Genomic DNA, 15,443 nt, shown 5'->3' on the forward strand with positions numbered 1-15,443 from the left:
GGCCGGTTGACCCCGATCGAATTCGAAGCAATCATGACCGCACCGGCCAGACAAGCCGCGTGAGAAAACTGTCACCTGATCGTGCAGCAGACCCAAGCGTGCGCGGAGTCAAATCGAAAATATATCTTCCAAAAAGCTCTGAACAGTGCGTTTGCTGTCGAGGTGTGTGCGAAACCGCTGAGCAGTTGCACAGCGCTGGCGTTGTAGCAAAGACATGCGAAAGCCCGCGATAGAATCGCTTGAATGCGCTGGATCCTGGGCGCCGCCCGGACGGCCGCGATTTCGCCGCCACTCACGTCATGGGTTGTGATCTTCGACACGGATTGTGATCTTCGAAGTAAGTGGTTGAACTGAACACAATTGCTGCAACCCTTGGCTTGGTCACGGTTCAGAAAGCTGGCCGTCTGGCCGACATCACTGGGCCGAAAACGACGATCAAGATTGAAGACGCGTTAGCGCTGCCGCGCTTGTTCGTCGTTGAATCCGGAGGCCCGGTAGTGCCCTCGCCGTGAGAGGTCGAGCAACTGCGCGGTTATCAGTTCGGGGCCGTCCGGGCATCCGGCCCCCAGCCACCAGGACATTACGGCGATTAGTTCGCCCACCCACACTCGGGCTAGTAGCTCGCTAGCGATGCGCTAGGGACACTCTTTGTGCTGAGCTCGCGCGGTGAAGTGCGCGGAGGCGACCGCTGTGCGATCGTCGGTGAACTGGCGCAGTGGTCGGCCGTCGCCTTCCCCGCGTAGCACGATCCGGTTGGGGCGGCGGATGGAGTCGATGGGCAAGCTGCATTTCCGGAATGCCCAAGACCCCACGGGTTTTTGAAGTTCAGTACCTGCTGCCTTTGGTTCCTCACACCGAGATCAACACCCAAAACCCGACCACCGACCCCAATATGGCTGCACCGTAACAACATAGAGCGATCACCGGGTCAAACCTGCCCAGCTGGAGCCCGTGTTCGAAGGTGAACCGGAATCGATGTGCGGCATGGAACAGGGTCAGCACGCTGACACCGATCAGCACCAACTTCGTCAGCGGATTACGGACGACGGCCAGCAGATGAGCCGGTTCGGGCGCGTCGATCAGCCCGAGCGGAATCAGTACGCCGAACAGCAACATGACGGCAGGCAGCACCAGGGCGGCGGCCATCCCGCCGGCACTGAACAGCAGCCAGAGGAACGGCTCAGGTGAGGATCGACGTGGCGCGGGGGATGCGCTCATATCAACACCACCCAGGCGATTACAGCCGTGACCGCCAGCCACGCCACGTAGTGGCCCGCAAGAACCGCACGCGCCGGAAGTCGCTGTCCCCGAACGTGGATCACCATCGCCCGTGGCGCCAGGCTGAACCAGGTCACCGCGTGCAACAGCAGGAACACCAACGTGACGATGTTGAGCGCGACGACCGGGGGAGCAGCTGCCGTGTGCATGAACTCGCGATACGAATCCCCGCCCCTGCCGACCGCGCGCACCAACAGCACCAGGTACACGACAGACCATGCGACGAAGACGCAACTGAGCTCGCGGAGCATGAACAGCAGATACGACCGTCGTTTCAGCCACCACAGCCGGGGCACCGGCGGCCGGTACGGTCGGGTGGAGGTGGTCATCGCGTCCCCCTGGGAAACACCAGATGCTTCACCGAATATGTTGCCGCCGTGAGCTTGTACCGCTGAATCGCTCCCGCGGGGTCGACGCCCTTCGGGCACGCGGTCGAACACTCGCCGACGTACGTGCATGCCCATGCGCCATCCGCGGCGGCGAGTACGTCCCTGCGATCCGCTGCGCCGTCGTCGCGGGAGTCGAGGTTGTAGCGCTGCCCCAGAGCGATTGCCGCGGGGCCCAGGAAGTCGGGATCCAGGGCGTACACCGGGCACGCCGAGTAGCACAGCATGCAGTTGATGCACATGCTGAATTGCTTGAATTCGTCCAATTCGGCTGGGGTTTGGAGGTATTCGCCGTCATCGACCGACTTCTCGTCGTCGCGAATGATCCAGGGCTTGACCTTCGGCAGCTTGGCCATGAAGTCGCTGATATCAACGACGAGGTCGCGCATGATGGGGAAGTTGCGCAGTGGCTCGACCCGAACCGGGCCGGGCAGATAGTCGACAAGGAATGTTGCGCAGGCCAGTTTCGGGTCCCCGTTGACGGTCATTCCGCAACTGCCGCAGATGCCCATCCGGCACGACCATCGAAATGTCAGGGTGCCATCGAGGTGATCCTTGATGTAGTTGAGGCCGTCCAGAATGGCCCATTCCCGGGTGAGGGGAACCTCGTAGGACTGGAACACCGGGGTGGTGTCGACTTCAGGACGATATCTGCTGACTTCCATGACGATTCGGTCCGCCATCGCTGTCCGTCTCCCGTCGCTTTGTTCGCCCGGGCTTATCGCCCGTAGACACGTTCGCCCGGTGGCCACCGCGTGATGGTGACCGGGAGGTAGTCGACTCGCGCGGTGCCGTCGGTTTCCCGATGTACCACGGTGTGTGCCAGGAAGCGCTCGTCGTCGCGTTTGGGGAAGTCGGTGCGTTGGTGCGCGCCCCGCGACTCCTCGCGCTGCAGCCCGGATTCCACGATCGTCTGTGCGATGTCGAGCATCCCGGACAACTCGAGTAGGGCTGTCAGTTCGGTGTTGAACGTGTGGCTGTGATCGTCGATACCGGCGCCCGCGAAACGCTCCTTGAGTTCGCGGATCTGGTCGACGGCTTTGGTCAGTGTCGGCCCGTCGCGGTAAATGCCTGCCGCCGTCTCCAGGGTGGTTTGCATGGCGGTGCGGATGTCGGCGATTCGTTCGCCGCCTTCGAAGCGGCGAGCGAGCTCGTGCTCTAGCCGACGCGTCTCGTCACGTGCCTGTGCCTGCACGGCGAGTGAGGCCGTGCCGGCGGTGGATACGTATTCTGCTGCGGTGCGACCGGCCCGCGTGCCGAACACCAGCAACTCGGGTAACGAGTTCGACCCGAGCCGGTTGGCGCCGTTGATGCTCACACACGCCGTCTCGCCCGCGGCGTAAAGGCCGGAAAGCGTTGTCGCGCCATTGATGTCGGTGCCGATGCCGCCCATCATGTAGTGCACCACCGGCCGTACCGGGACGAGCTCCGTGACGGGGTCGATGTGCTGGTAGTCACGGCACAGCTCACGCACGAACGGCAGCTTGGCGTCGATCAACTCGGCCCCGAGGTGCCGCAGGTCGAGGTAAACGACCGGCCCATAGGGCGTCTCGTCGGTGCGACCCTTCTCCTGCTCGTGGACGAACGCCTGGGAGACCCGGTCTCGGGGCCCGAGCTCCATGCTGCGCAGCTTGGGCGTCGGTGTCGGCTTGCCGAGGTCATAGTCCTGCAAGTAGCGGTAACCGTCCTTGTTCACCAGCCAGCCGCCCTCCGCGCGCGCGGCCTCGGTGATCAGAATTCCGGTGAACGGCAAGCCAGTTGGGTGATATTGGACGAACTCCATGTCCTTGAGCGGCGCACCGGCGCGGTAGGCCAGCGCCATCCCATCGCCGGTTTTGATGTTCGCGTTCGTGGTGAAGGGAAACACCCGCCCGCAGCCGCCGGTGCACACGATGACTGCGTTGGCGAGGATGGTTTCGACGCGGCCCGTGGCGAGTTCGATGGCGACAACACCGCGCACCGCGCCATCGTCGACGAGCAGCGTTGTGGCGAACCATTCGTCGTAACGCACGATGTCGGGGTATGCCAGAACCCGCTGAAACAGGGTGTGCAGCAAGTGAAATCCCGTTTTGTCGGCTGCAAACCAGGTGCGCAGCTTCTTCATTCCGCCGAATGCGCGAACGGCGATGTGCCCGTCCGGTTTTCGGCTCCACGGGCATCCCCAGTGTTCGAGCTGCAACAGCTCGCGCGGTGCTTCGGCGACGAATGCTTCAACCGCGTCCTGGTCGCATAACCAGTCGCCGCCGGAGATCGTGTCGTACGCGTGCTCATCGAGGCTGTCATCTTCGCCGACCACGCCTGCCGCGCCGCCCTCCGCCGAGACGGTGTGACTGCGCATCGGATAAACCTTCGAGACGATCGCCACTTTCAGTCGCGGATTCGTATCGGCGATCGCGATCGCGGCGCGTAGCCCCGCGCCGCCGCCGCCGATGACCGCGATGTCGAAGGCCGCGGTCATCGGCGTGGCTTACGCCTCGAATGTGGCGTGTTCATCGGTGTGCTCGTCGCTCAGCACCTTCCCATCGTGACGGATCGTCCGCATCCGCGTGGTGCCGTCGTGGTACACATGGCGGATTTCGCGGCAGCCGCACGAATACCTGAGGTCGTCGTAATTGAGGCCGTCGTCGTCGGATTCGATGTGCTGATCTCCCTCGGCCAGGTGGCCGCAGGGCGCCTTTTGCCTGCCAAAATGCGTCGTGGTAGCGACCATCGTTCGCCTCCTCGTAGCCGGGAGAGTGATATAGGTCACATTCAGGGTATGTCAAGACGGGCCCGCGCGTCTACGTGGTGCGCTGGGCGGCAGCTCTGGTGTGGGCGCAGGCTCAACAACTAGGCGGTGCCGCGCGTCGCAGCGCTTCTTCGCCGGCCATGTCCTACAAGGGAATTCCTTGGCGAACGGATCGCCACCCTGGCTGATCCGAAGACCTCGCACGCCGGCAGGACATGGACCCGGCAGTAGGAACTGGCTACGCCGCCATCCAGCACCAACTTAGCGAAGCCAATGGCAGGGTTGCTGCCTTGGTCAACGCGGTGGAGTCTGGTGTGGCCGTTGAGGATTTGACTGTTGTGTCGTGTCGCCACACCGCCCAGCTCGACTAGCAACCGCCTGCACCACCTCGGTATCGGCCACCACATCCACCCCGACCGCAACTACTGGCCTAACCAACAAAAAACCCCGGCCAAAAGACCGGGGTTCCCTGTTACCGATGACCCGACTCATCTGTCACCGATGACTCGACTCATCACAAATGTGTCCGAGGGGGGACTTGGCCACTTACGACACGGGTTGGGGTCTTTGAGTTGAGCCGTTGACCAGCCAGCTTTCTGGCGGCTGGCGAACGGCTGCGCTGGCAACTGGTGGTGACCTCAAAGTGGTTCGACCGGGTGCCGACGCAGTGGCGCCGGCTTCGTTGATCCCCTTGCTGCCCGGCACGCGCCGATCCGGGCAGCAGAAGGTCGAGCAGGCCCAGGCCCTCGTCGACGCCATCGAGCGGGCGCTGCCCGCCGTTACCGACGACCGGGTCCGGACGGACGCGGAGCAGTTGGCGTTGGAAATCCGTGCAGCGTCGGACTCGGAGGCGCCGAAGCCGGGCCGGTTCAAGGATTGGCCACGAAAGCAATGACTTCGCTAGCCACCTCGATCGCCACCGCGGCTGGCTCGGACCTCGGATGCAGCTCGACCTCGCCGACGCGAACCGCCTCGGCACGGTGGCACGCCGCGGCTCCCTGCGGGGAAGAGACGACTCAACGCTGCGCGGCTCGCCGCGTGTCGCTACGCGACTCCAGGGCACCTATGTGCGATCCTGTCCAGCTGCCCAACACAAGGGAGCCACAACTGCGGTGACCATATAGGGAAGCAACGAACATGGAGAACGATGAGCAGGAAGACGTAGCGCATCTGCGAGAGTGGATCGGCCGGCTGGAGGCGTTCAGCGGAGCGCTAGAAGACTTGGAAGGTGAGTCGCCAAGCGACTTCTGCGAAAGCGCCTGTGACGCTTGGAAGAACATCGCCATGACAGACAGCCCGCCACCGACAAGTCCGGCAGTGCTGGTTATTACGGAGTCGTTCGCCGTACTGACTAGAGTGATGACCAAGGTGTCCACAGACTGGGCTGACACGCCTGATGTTCGGGACCGCCTGTTAGCCGTCGCTGAAGATGACGATGACGCCGTCATTGTGTTTGCCGATGTCGTTGGCGGTGTTGGTGGGCGTGGTGACGGGGTGATCGGTGCGTTGACGGCGTCGTCGGCGTGGTGAGGGGTGCTGCACGTCATGCTGACGACGTGCTGCGGGCATGGGAATCCCGTTGACGGGTCGGTGTTTTCAGCCGGAGCGGGGTGGGGATAGCAGCCGGCCCCTGGTGTACATCCCGATCAGGGTCCAAGGCGAGTCGTCGAACCCGCATATCTGGGCGTCCCAGTAGGCCGCTGCGGCCAGTACCTGCAGGGCATGACGCAGTTGACCGCCTGCGAAGCGGAGCTGGGTGAACGCGTCCGGGTTCAGCGCGATCAGCCGTGCGGCGCCTTGTTGGTAAGCCCAGACCAGGTGTGTGTCAGTGGCGCGGCGCAGCCAGCGCCGCACCGTGGACTCGGCCCTGCCCATCACCGCCGCGATACGGCGGAAGCCCAGGCCATGGGCCTTGTGGATCAGGGCGGCACCGATGACCTCGGTGGTATCGGCGCGCCGTGGCTGTAATGCGGTGGGCAGCAGCACATGGGTGCGTACGCAGGCAGTGCACCGTACCCGGGGCGGCCGCACGGTGACCGTGGACGTACCGGGCCCGCGTACGGTGCGTGCCCGCGCGTACCCCCACCGCGTCAGGGGGCCGCCGCAGTCTGGGCACGCCATGGTGGCGTCGGTGAGCCACGTGTCGGCGTCGGCGGGCCGGCGAATAACGATCACGATCGCCCGAAGTGTCCACGGTGCACCAGCGTTACTTACCACCCCGCCCCGGGGGTAGGGGTCAGTTCGTGTTGGTGTCAACGGAATTCACCACTGCCCGTCACCGTCGATGACGACCACCCGGGCTACGTCACCATACCGGCGGCACGGACCCGGTGCGGCACTGTGACCGGCGGACCCGCTCATCATCATCACCGTGATGATGCCGACCAACCCCGATCGCCCCGATCACCGGTCCGCAACCTCAATGACGAATCCCCACCACGTGGTCGCTATTCAACGCGACGGTCAACACCGCCTGGCGCGCAGTGACGTTGAGCATCTTTTGCGAGATGGGTTGGCAAGCATCCTCGATGAGGCGCGACAGTGGCTGCAGGAGGGCCTGCCTTCGGCCGATACGATTAGTGCCCGCAACGCGTCAGTTCGTGCAGTCGTAAGTGGATCCCTGCAGTACCACGAGTCTAGAAACGCAGAGATGGACGCCGACGACGCCGAAGCTGAGGCTGATCCTTACGGAGCGGTTCTGCTGTACCGCGACACCGCGGTCTCCGACGCTCCCATCTTCACGAAGCTGTGTTCCTTCACCGAAGAAGAGCACCAGCGTTACGTAGATGCGCACGAACGGATTCGGCGCATGGTCGACAGTGAACTACTGCAACACATTTCCGATGAGAGCGACCGATTGTTGGACGTACTGATCGCTGTGATGCGCGAGCTTCAGAGCCAACGTGTGTCGCTAGGTGATCAGGACGCCATGGACGAGCGTCGGCGCAGGATTCGTTCGGCCTTGATCTCGTTCACCGCTGCGTTGCAAATCCATGAGTACCAGACGATCCGCAGCGTGCGGCAAACACATGGATTGGGTCGTGATCAGGTGGCTGAAGTCAAGGCGTTGTTTGATGCCCTGAAGACGACTTCATTTGCCTACCGCTGGTTGGAGGCCCTGCGTGATGCCCTGCAGCATGGCGATATCAACGCGTTCAAGTGGAGCTTCAACGTGAGTATGCACGCTGAGCCCGAGGTCACGATCAACCTGGACCGAGGGTTCATGCTGGATTTCATCGGTCGTGAGAACCGAAACAAGCCGTGGCTGAAGCCTCGCGAACTTCAGGAGTTGGATGGCGATCCGAGCGTGCTGGACATGATCCAGGCTGTCCAGCCGCTCATGGGTCCGCTGCAGGAAAAGCTGGACAACGTGTTGTATCCCAATGTTGCCAACGATGCTGCGACGGTACGAGAGCTGATCGCTCGATTTGAGGGCAGACAGGGCATGTACTTCCTGCAGACCGGCCCCGGCTTCACCCGCCGTCGTTTGGCCCCGCCGACAACGCCCCTGGCCCCGCGCGTGCTGCATTTCGCCGAGACTTACGAGCCGGACACCGGCAGTGGTGATGGGGACATGACAGAAGCGTGACAGCAGCGCAGCGGCAATCCGTGTATGAGGCAACGTTGGTCCAGCAGCTGCATTGCTCCGAAATGAAACCGTAAAGCACCGCTGAACTCGTCATTTAAGCCGCTGAAGAATCGCCCGGCATCGCCGCGGCGGGGCCGGAGCGATAGCTAACTCAGGGAGGAAGCGGCTTCCAGTCGTCCTCGACCCACAAAATGACGCCGTTGGCATCGATCACATGTGCGTTGAAGCGGTGCGTCCCGAACTCGTACCGTTCCAATCGACGGCGGGCGCGCTGTCGGCGCGACATGCCTGTTGGATCTGCGAGCCATTCCTGTGGCGGCTCTGGCCCTTGTTGCCACCACTCCGGTCGGTTGTCGTTCTCGAGGCGCCAAAGGGCGTACTCCTTCCCTTTGGACAGGCATTCAGTTTGGTCGACTGAGTAGTGCCGGTGCATCTCATCCCAGAACCACTGATAGAACTCACGCGCCGCCCCGGTGTACCGCTCGATTATCGGAGCCAGTTCAAACGATTCGTTCTGCCCCTCAAGATAGGAACGAGCCGCCGCCCCCCAGCTATCCCATTCGAGAAGATCGTCGCGGGTGAGCGTCAGCGTGTTTCGATGCATCAGTGGGCCGCCCTGTTCCCAACTTATGGTCGTCTCAAGCCCGGGCGAAACGATTGAACGATGCGTGCAGTAGTTCCTCAATTTGACAACGAACTCGGATTCGCCTGGGCGGAAACATTTTGCAAGGGCATCTCGGTATTCGGTCTGAGCGAACTTCGGCGTTTGACCTTCATCCGGCCACCGGTGACGCATTACCACCCGTTGCGCGTCGATCAGCGAAGTGACGGAGGCAAGAAAATTATGGAGCAAGCGGACAAGCTCGTTCTCGAAGTCATCGGACAGTTCTTCCTGCAACACCGGGGCACCCATGAACTGACGGACATGGCTTTCGAGCGCTATCCCGTTATGGCTCATGGTGTACGAGCAGAAGTTCATGGCCCGGATGTCGTCTTTGAACTGTGCGCCGGAGAGGGACTCAAGGTACGCCTCCCGAGCTTTCATTTCTTCGAGCGAGAAACCTGATCTCGGCGGTAGATACCCCACGGAAACAGGGTAGGGGTGTCAGGTGGCCCAATAGGGCGCACCTAAGGCGCCGAACCGACCGGAGCCGTGGTGGACGACGTGCTTGATCATGTCCTCGATGTCAGCGGAGTCGATGTGCGTGGAGCCGATGGTGAGGTGGTGGGTTACGTCGAGGAACTGCTCGACGCTGAGTGTCGTTTTAGGCGTCGGGTGCGTGCACCGTGCCTCCGTACACTCCGCGGCATGAACACTTTCACCGTCATCTCAACCGTCTTTGGCCTGGTCATGACTGCTTTCGGTATCTGGCTGACCATCCGCGCCAACCAAAATGCGAAGAGCGCTCCTTTCGACGAACGCCAGGCAGCTCAGCGTATGGAACTGCGAGCGCGGCTCAACTCGCAGTTCCGTTTGGTGCGAGCAGTTGAGAATGTGGATCGAGGCCTCCTTCCCGGAAGCCCCGTGGAGGCAGATCTAGACGAACTACGGACGTATCTGAACGCGAAGAAGCACCGGTTCATGGTGCCGACGCCCGAGCAGATCGAGGTGGTCATCAAGTCCATCGATAGCGCCCTGGCCGCGCTCGCAGTAGCGCACCACCCGCCAATGAACGACACCGCCTTCATCCCGCACGTGGATGAGATCAAGTGCAATGTGCTGAGGCCATGGCTGGAGAAAGCGCTCGCAGACATTAACGTGCTGCTGGACGCCCTGGCAGCGATCGAGCGGCAGCCGATGGTGCTGCCAGGTGTAAATGGCCATGGCAGCCCAACGTGTCGACGTTCACGGAATTCCCCATGTTGAGCCGGTTGTATCTGGTCTCAGGAGTTAGTTGGCGTTTGAGGCTCATGACATCGTGGGGAGTCTCAGGACATTGCTGACATTCAAATTAGATTCGGGGAGCGTGGATTTTGGCTTTCCAGCGTTTGACTGGGTCCGTTGCGGGGGTGGATGGCTAGTTCGGCGCCGTCGCAGGTGACGCGGAAATGAGTGTCCTCGACGTGGATGGTGACGATGTTGCCTGCGTAGGTGCGCCCTATTCGCAGACGCTGGCGGGCGACCATCACGACGCCGTCGGTGGGGACCTTGCGCTGGACGCTGATGGGGCCGGGTTGCGGTGGGGGCAGTTGCGTAGTGGCCACGCGGGCTCCGCGGATCTTGGTGCGCTGGTCGGCCGGGATTGGTGATGGCAGCGTCTTGGCGAGCACCCCGTTGTGCACGACGTGGACGAGGTGACCGTCCAGCCGTAGCACGACCTTCGTGCCGGCCAGGTTACGGCTGGCTAAAGGCCCCGGCACCGCGCTAACAACGGCGCGCCGCAACGTTGGTGACAGGTGATTAATATGCCCTTCACGCGGCGAAGTGACCTGCGACAGTGGTGTCACGTTCATTCACGAGATGCAGCTCCCCGACGGAACCGTGGTCGCGCGTATGAGCAGAAGGCCGCTGGATCGGTCCAGGCTTCTACGACCCTTCGCGAAGGTTAGACGCTTGCTCGATCACGTCACGTACCGCCGCATCTACCGCGATACCGATTGAGCGTCTCGTCTGCTCGGCGGCGCGCTGTGGCTCGGGTGTGCCGTGCTTGGCGAGTTCGTCAAAACCGATCGCCTCAGCCACGGCCCGCTTGACCGGCCATGCCACCGAGCGCTCGATCTCGTTCACCACCGACGCCTAGCGGGCGTCACGGCGTGCGTCGGCGAGAAACGGTTTGACCGCTGCGCGGACGGCTTGTCGGAATTCGTCGGTGTCGAGAGCCCGCCGGACCGTCGCGTCGATGGCCTGTCGGAATTCGTCAGTATCGAGAGCCTGCCGGACAGCTCGGTGGCATCGCCGGTGACGACTCTTGGCGGGGTTTTGTGGCGTCGGCATCGTGACGGGCGGGGGTCGTCTGCAACCTGGGTGACGGCACGGTCGCGTAAGTCGTTGCGCCCAACACGAACTGGCCCCTTCCCCGATTCGGGCGTGGTAGGCAAGCCTGATGGACCATGAACGCCGTGTACGGCGGTGATCGTCATCCGCCGGCCCGAGGACGCCGCGGCCTGGCTCGCCGCAGGAACCATGCGCTGCCCGCGCTGCGACGGCGCGCTGGCCAAATGGGGCAGTGACGATGAGCCCCTCCGTGGTCGTCATACACAGAGATGCTCAACACCCTCGAAGGTGCCGATGCCGACAGGATTTTGGGATGTGGGCGATCGTCTGCACCGTCAATGTGCAGACGATCTGATCGGCCGATTTCAGGACAAGCGTGGCATGTCTTTCTGAGCCTTGATCGAGATTCTGCTGGCGCACCGCACGCTGCCGCAGACCGCGTTGTTGGCGGCGATGGATACGGCGGTGGCCACCGGCATGCTGGATCCCCAGGTGGTGCTGATCGAGGCCCGCCGATGCAGCGCGGCCGAGGACCAGCCTGACGGGGCGATCCCGATCGGGGCGTGGGCTCATTACGACCGGCCCGCCCTATGGCGTCGGGTAACTATCTCAACGCCGGAGAGCCCGTCGTGCTGTTGGGTGACAGCGGAACCGGCAAAACCCACCTTCTCACCGGTCTCGGATTAGCGGGCTGCGAGCAGGGCCGCAAGGTCCGCTACGTCACCTGCGCCCAGCTGGTCAACGAACTCGTCGAAGCCGCCGACGAACGCGTCCTATCCCGCGTAGTGGCCCGCTACGGCCGCCCCGATCTGCTGCTGCTCGATGAGCTCGTCAACCAGGATCAAATCGACTCGGCCGTAGCGGTTGATCAGCTTGCTGAGCTGTTTGTCGTCGGCAGCCTCGACCAGTTCGTTGACCAGCTTGCTGGCCAGGGTGCAGCGGACGCGTTAGCCGGCCTCGGCGGCCAGGGTGCCCAGCGCGATCAGCAGATGGCTTTTGCCGGTGCCCGAGTCACCGATCAAACACAATGGGTGTCCGGCCTTGACCCAGGCGCAGCTGGCCAGTTGACCGATGACCGCAGGGTTGATGGCCGGGTTAGCCTCAAAAGAGAACTCCTCCAACCGTTTTGGCCGGGGAAACCCAGCCTCGCGGATGCGGCGCCCGGCGCGCCCGGCGGGTGCGATTCTCCCACTCGGTGATCACCAGCTCAGACAGGAACCCCAGGTAGGACATTTGTTCACGCTCGGCGGCCGCGGCGATCTCGGTGAACCGGTCGCGGATGCTGGGCAGGCGCAGCATGCGGCAGCCCTGCGTCCAAGACCTACTCGACTACCTCGATAGCCGAGCCGCCGGTCCCAATCTTCTGGGGTAACAATCCCATCTTCTGGGGGTAACAATGGAACCTTCGTCGGAGTGATGCGCACTGACCAGTTGAGCTCAAGTCAGAATATGAGATGTCCAGCGATGAGAGGACAGCCATGACTAGCCAGGATTACGTTGCCCTGGAGGGCAGCGACCGCAGTCCACCCTCCGACCCGCGCATCGGCCCGGCGCCGGAACAAGAGATCATCAAGGTCACGGTGCATCTACGTGGTCGCGCGCAGGACCAGCTTGACCGCCTACTTGCCCAGTTAGCCACAGCGCCTGCCGATGCCCGGCAGCATCTCACCCGGGAGGAGTTTGCCCAGAAGTTCGGTGCCCGACCCGAGGATGTTGCCCCCGTCCGCCAATTCGCTGCGAATCACGATCTCAATGTCGTCTCAGTCCATCCAGAGCGGCGGACGGTAGAGCTGAGCGGCACAGTGGCTGCGATGACCCACGCATTCGGCGTCGACCTGGGTCTGCACAAGTCAGCTACCGGCGTCTACAGGGGTCGCAGTGGCTCCATTAACGTGCCTAAGGAGCTTGCCTCCGCGATCGTCGCGGTACTGGGCCTCGATACGCGGCCGGCTGCCCGCCCGCACTTCAGGATGAGGCAGGCCGCGCAAGAGGCCAATCTCCCCTCGGCGGCTGCTCAGGCAGCGTTCACCCCTAACCAGGTCGCCGGCCTCTACCAATTTCCGCCCGGCGCGACCGGCGCGGGACAGTGCATCGCGCTGATCGAGCTCGGTGGCGGCTTCCGTCCGGACGATCTAGCGCAGTACTTCAGCCAGTTGGGAATTACTCCGCCGCCGACGGTGGTCGCGGTCTCTGTCGATGGAGCAACCAATGCGCCGGTCGGCAATCTCAAGAGCTTCGACGGTGAGGTTGTGCTCGACATCGAGGTCGCCGGAGCAGTGGCCCCGGGCGCGAAGATCGCGGTGTACTTTGCGCCCAACACAGAGCAAGGGCTCGCCGATGCTCTCCTGGCCGCGATGTCTGATCAAACCAACCAGCCCACGGTGATTTGCACCAGCTGGGGGTCGGCCGAGGATAAATTGACCGCTCACTTCCGTGACGCGATGAACCAGGCATTCGAGGCTGCTGCCGCAGTGGGTGTCCCCGTTTTCGCCTCAGCTGGAGACGACGGCTCAAGCGATGGGGTGCAAGATCAGCAGGCTCATGTTGATTTTCCGGCGGCGAGCCCGTTGGTTGTCGGTTGCGGGGGCACCAGCATGCGTGCCGCAGGAGGCCAGATAACCAGTGAGACGGTTTGGAATGACGGTCCTGACGGTGGCGCAACCGGCGGTGGCGTAAGCGTGATCACCCCAGTCCCTCCCTTCCAGCAAAGCATCAAGCCGATCTCGGCGAACCCACCGGGACGGCCCGGGCGTGGGGTGCCGGACGTCGCGGGTGTCGCCGACCCCGGTTATCAAATCCTCGGCGATGACACCTCCACCGTCACCGGTGGAACCAGCGCCGCTGCACCGCTATGGGCGGCTCTGATCGCCCTGATACAGCAGCAAATTGGCCAATCGGTCGCGCCACTTCTACCAGCGCTGTATGGCACACCCACTGCGTTTCGTAACATCACGCAAGGCAATAACGGCGCGTACTCCGCGGGCCCGGGCTGGGACGCGTGCACAGGTCTGGGGAGTCCGATAGGCAGCGCGCTTCTCACCGCGCTACGTGGCACGGCATCACCCGCGACGGCCCCCTGATGCAGCGTTCCTCCGATGTAAGACCTATCTGCGGCTGATGTTCTTGAAGTTTCGCTACCGGCTGGGTTATGAGTCACTGTGCCGGGAGGCGGCCGGTTTGCTTTCCTGGCGGCGGTTTTGCCGGATATAGCCGGACGGTTCGGTGCCGCATCCGACCACGTTGATGAAGATCACCAGCCGGTCGCTGTCGAACGCGACCTGCATGCCCTCGGCGTGCGCAGCGTGGCGATTCCGCCCGAAGCAAACCAACAGCCAACCGCCGCGAATTCGAATTCCGACACGCCTTCCGCGACAAAATCAAAATGGCGCACCGGATCCGACGGACGAAACAACCATCTCAAACGAAGCTACTGCTGGAACGCACCGAACTCACCGGCATCAAAGGCGCCCGGACCTGGTGCGGCCACGATATCTTCGCCCACAACCTGTCAAGATCAGCGCCCTCGCCGCATGAAACCTACCGGCAACCCACCAACCCGCTCCCGCCGCCACCCACTGAGTCCCGATCCGGCGAACCCTTCTTCAGGTGCTAGTAATTAGCCTGTTTTAAGCAGTTGCTGGCTTGACCGCGCGGTTAGACAACTGAAAATTCATCTTGATTTGCACCATGTCCATCGCCGGTGGCGTATTGTTGTTAGGCGCAGAACCCAGCGGGATTAGAAACAGGCGCTAGCAGGAGTCATGAACTCGCGCGTTTTCGTGTACGTCGCTGTTGTCGCGATCGCTGTCACGGCTCTTGTCAATGGTGTGCGCGCGCCTGCCAGCTGCTCAGCACGACATGTGGAAAGTCGAGCACAAGCAGGTAGTCGACTACCCGCGCGGGCCACTCGGAATCGCCGTAACGTCGGTCATGCCGGCATCGGAAATCGTGCAGGGGTGGCTGAATTCGACGATGTACTTTCAATGCGGGGGCGCGGCCTCGTCTTCTTCACCGGGTTGCGCACATTGTTGGGCTGTGGTTTTTGGTCGGCGAGCGCACTTGGCCAGCCCCTACCGGTGGGGAACGGATCGGTGAACATCTCCCCGGGGAAGCCAATCCTGCGGAAACGTGAGGCTAGTGCCGCTCGGCAATCCGGTCTAGTACTTAGGAATGTTAGATCGATCGGCTGCGACCGCATCGGGCACAACGCTCGTGGCCATGCGAATTTTTTTGCTTGCGGTTGTGAGGAGGGAAGTAATGTCTGAGCCTGCTACGCCGAAGGTACCGGTGCATCCGGTGCTGGCAAAGCTCGCAGAAGGTGGTACCCCACCGGCCTCGCCTCCGCAAGCGCCGGTAAAGCTCTCCGGTTACGTCGGCCCGGCCAGCCAGCCGGGGCTGGTTCGGCTCTATTCGGCAATAGGGGGATCCCATTACGCCGAATTCCCCGAAGATGCCGTTATCCACACTGCGTCTACTCCCGAGACCGTGATGCCTGACGGAGCGACGACCCTTTGGATTCGAAACGAC

General features: G+C 62.7%; 17 protein-coding genes and 3 pseudogenes. 9 read left to right on the top strand and 11 right to left on the bottom strand.

The window, feature by feature from the left end; genetic code table 11:
• The first annotated feature begins 341 nt into the window (after window positions 1–341).
• Complete coding sequence (locus tag M2432_RS18305; protein ID WP_280828253.1) at window positions 342–512, top strand: hypothetical protein; 171 nt, start codon at window positions 342–344, stop codon at window positions 510–512.
• Window positions 513–849: 337 nt separating this feature from the next.
• Here M2432_RS18305 and frdD read toward each other — a convergent pair whose 3' ends face one another.
• From frdD to M2432_RS18330, 5 genes are read right to left on the bottom strand one after another with little or no spacing between them, the layout of a single operon-like run.
• Window positions 850–1,218 (bottom strand): fumarate reductase subunit FrdD, encoded by a 369-nt coding sequence (gene frdD / locus M2432_RS18310; RefSeq protein ID WP_280828254.1) that lies wholly within the window; start codon window positions 1,216–1,218, stop codon window positions 850–852.
• The gene (locus tag M2432_RS18315) at window positions 1,215–1,607 is read right to left on the bottom strand and encodes a fumarate reductase subunit C (protein WP_280828255.1); all 393 of its coding nucleotides are present in this window, start codon (window positions 1,605–1,607) and stop codon (window positions 1,215–1,217) included. The genes frdD and M2432_RS18315 overlap by 4 nt, the downstream gene beginning before the upstream one ends.
• Window positions 1,604–2,347 (bottom strand): succinate dehydrogenase/fumarate reductase iron-sulfur subunit, encoded by a 744-nt coding sequence (locus M2432_RS18320; RefSeq protein ID WP_280828256.1) that lies wholly within the window; start codon window positions 2,345–2,347, stop codon window positions 1,604–1,606. Before M2432_RS18320 ends, M2432_RS18315 begins: the two co-directional genes overlap by 4 nt.
• 35 nt (window positions 2,348–2,382) lie before the next feature.
• The gene (frdA, locus tag M2432_RS18325) at window positions 2,383–4,122 is read right to left on the bottom strand and encodes a fumarate reductase (quinol) flavoprotein subunit (protein ID WP_280828257.1); all 1,740 of its coding nucleotides are present in this window, start codon (window positions 4,120–4,122) and stop codon (window positions 2,383–2,385) included.
• Between the two features lie 9 nt (window positions 4,123–4,131).
• The gene (locus M2432_RS18330) at window positions 4,132–4,374 is read right to left on the bottom strand and encodes a hypothetical protein (RefSeq protein WP_280828258.1); all 243 of its coding nucleotides are present in this window, start codon (window positions 4,372–4,374) and stop codon (window positions 4,132–4,134) included.
• Between the two features lie 598 nt (window positions 4,375–4,972).
• On the opposite strand from M2432_RS18330, the gene M2432_RS18335 reads away from it, so the two are divergent.
• Both M2432_RS18335 and M2432_RS18340 read left to right on the top strand, forming a co-directional pair.
• Window positions 4,973–5,287 (top strand): hypothetical protein, encoded by a 315-nt coding sequence (locus M2432_RS18335; RefSeq protein WP_280828259.1) that lies wholly within the window; start codon window positions 4,973–4,975, stop codon window positions 5,285–5,287.
• Window positions 5,288–5,529: 242 nt separating this feature from the next.
• Window positions 5,530–5,922, top strand: coding sequence for a hypothetical protein (locus tag M2432_RS18340; protein WP_280828260.1), 393 nt, complete (start codon window positions 5,530–5,532; stop codon window positions 5,920–5,922).
• A 66-nt stretch (window positions 5,923–5,988) separates the two neighbouring features.
• On the opposite strand, the gene M2432_RS18345 is transcribed toward M2432_RS18340, so the two are convergent.
• Window positions 5,989–6,567, bottom strand: coding sequence for a DUF6431 domain-containing protein (locus tag M2432_RS18345; RefSeq protein ID WP_280828261.1), 579 nt, complete (start codon window positions 6,565–6,567; stop codon window positions 5,989–5,991).
• Window positions 6,568–6,766: 199 nt separating this feature from the next.
• Between M2432_RS18345 and M2432_RS18350 the strand changes: the two genes are divergently transcribed.
• Window positions 6,767–7,981, top strand: coding sequence for a hypothetical protein (locus M2432_RS18350; RefSeq protein ID WP_280828386.1), 1,215 nt, complete (start codon window positions 6,767–6,769; stop codon window positions 7,979–7,981).
• A gap of 151 nt (window positions 7,982–8,132) precedes the next feature.
• On the opposite strand, the gene M2432_RS18355 is transcribed toward M2432_RS18350, so the two are convergent.
• Window positions 8,133–9,068, bottom strand: coding sequence for a hypothetical protein (locus M2432_RS18355; RefSeq protein ID WP_280828262.1), 936 nt, complete (start codon window positions 9,066–9,068; stop codon window positions 8,133–8,135).
• Window positions 9,069–9,290: 222 nt separating this feature from the next.
• On the opposite strand from M2432_RS18355, the gene M2432_RS18360 reads away from it, so the two are divergent.
• Complete coding sequence (locus M2432_RS18360; RefSeq protein ID WP_280828263.1) at window positions 9,291–9,848, top strand: hypothetical protein; 558 nt, start codon at window positions 9,291–9,293, stop codon at window positions 9,846–9,848.
• 80 nt (window positions 9,849–9,928) lie between these two features.
• On the opposite strand, the gene M2432_RS18365 is transcribed toward M2432_RS18360, so the two are convergent.
• Window positions 9,929–10,342, bottom strand: a complete 414-nt coding sequence (locus M2432_RS18365) for a hypothetical protein (protein WP_280828264.1) — start codon at window positions 10,340–10,342, stop codon at window positions 9,929–9,931.
• 166 nt (window positions 10,343–10,508) lie between these two features.
• A complete protein-coding gene (locus M2432_RS18370) occupies window positions 10,509–10,709 on the bottom strand; it encodes a hypothetical protein (protein WP_280828265.1) in 201 nt (66 codons plus the stop codon).
• Window positions 10,710–11,312: 603 nt separating this feature from the next.
• On the opposite strand from M2432_RS18370, the gene M2432_RS18375 reads away from it, so the two are divergent.
• Both M2432_RS18375 and M2432_RS18380 read left to right on the top strand, forming a co-directional pair.
• On the top strand, window positions 11,313–11,603 hold the full coding sequence (locus M2432_RS18375; RefSeq protein ID WP_280828266.1) for a hypothetical protein: 291 nt from the start codon (window positions 11,313–11,315) through the stop codon (window positions 11,601–11,603).
• A pseudogene (locus M2432_RS18380) lies at window positions 11,507–11,746 on the top strand (ATP-binding protein); the annotation flags it as partial. The gene M2432_RS18375 and the pseudogene M2432_RS18380, both read left to right, overlap by 97 nt.
• Here the strand turns inward: M2432_RS18380 and M2432_RS18385 are convergent.
• Window positions 11,711–12,275, bottom strand: a pseudogene (locus M2432_RS18385) (ATP-binding protein); the annotation flags it as partial. The pseudogenes M2432_RS18380 and M2432_RS18385 overlap by 36 nt on opposite strands.
• A gap of 119 nt (window positions 12,276–12,394) precedes the next feature.
• Between M2432_RS18385 and M2432_RS18390 the strand changes: the two are divergent.
• On the top strand, window positions 12,395–13,996 hold the full coding sequence (locus M2432_RS18390; protein ID WP_280828267.1) for a S53 family peptidase: 1,602 nt from the start codon (window positions 12,395–12,397) through the stop codon (window positions 13,994–13,996).
• Window positions 13,997–14,062: 66 nt separating this feature from the next.
• On the opposite strand, the gene M2432_RS18395 is transcribed toward M2432_RS18390, so the two are convergent.
• The gene (locus tag M2432_RS18395) at window positions 14,063–14,200 is read right to left on the bottom strand and encodes a hypothetical protein (protein WP_280828399.1); all 138 of its coding nucleotides are present in this window, start codon (window positions 14,198–14,200) and stop codon (window positions 14,063–14,065) included.
• Between M2432_RS18395 and M2432_RS18400 the strand changes: the two are divergent.
• A pseudogene (locus M2432_RS18400) lies at window positions 14,180–14,450 on the top strand (ISNCY family transposase); the annotation flags it as partial. The gene M2432_RS18395 and the pseudogene M2432_RS18400 overlap by 21 nt on opposite strands.
• Window positions 14,451–15,443 lie beyond the last annotated feature (993 nt).

The sequence above is a fragment of the Mycobacterium sp. OTB74 genome, assembly GCF_029892685.1.
Classification (GTDB): domain Bacteria; phylum Actinomycetota; class Actinomycetes; order Mycobacteriales; family Mycobacteriaceae; genus Mycobacterium.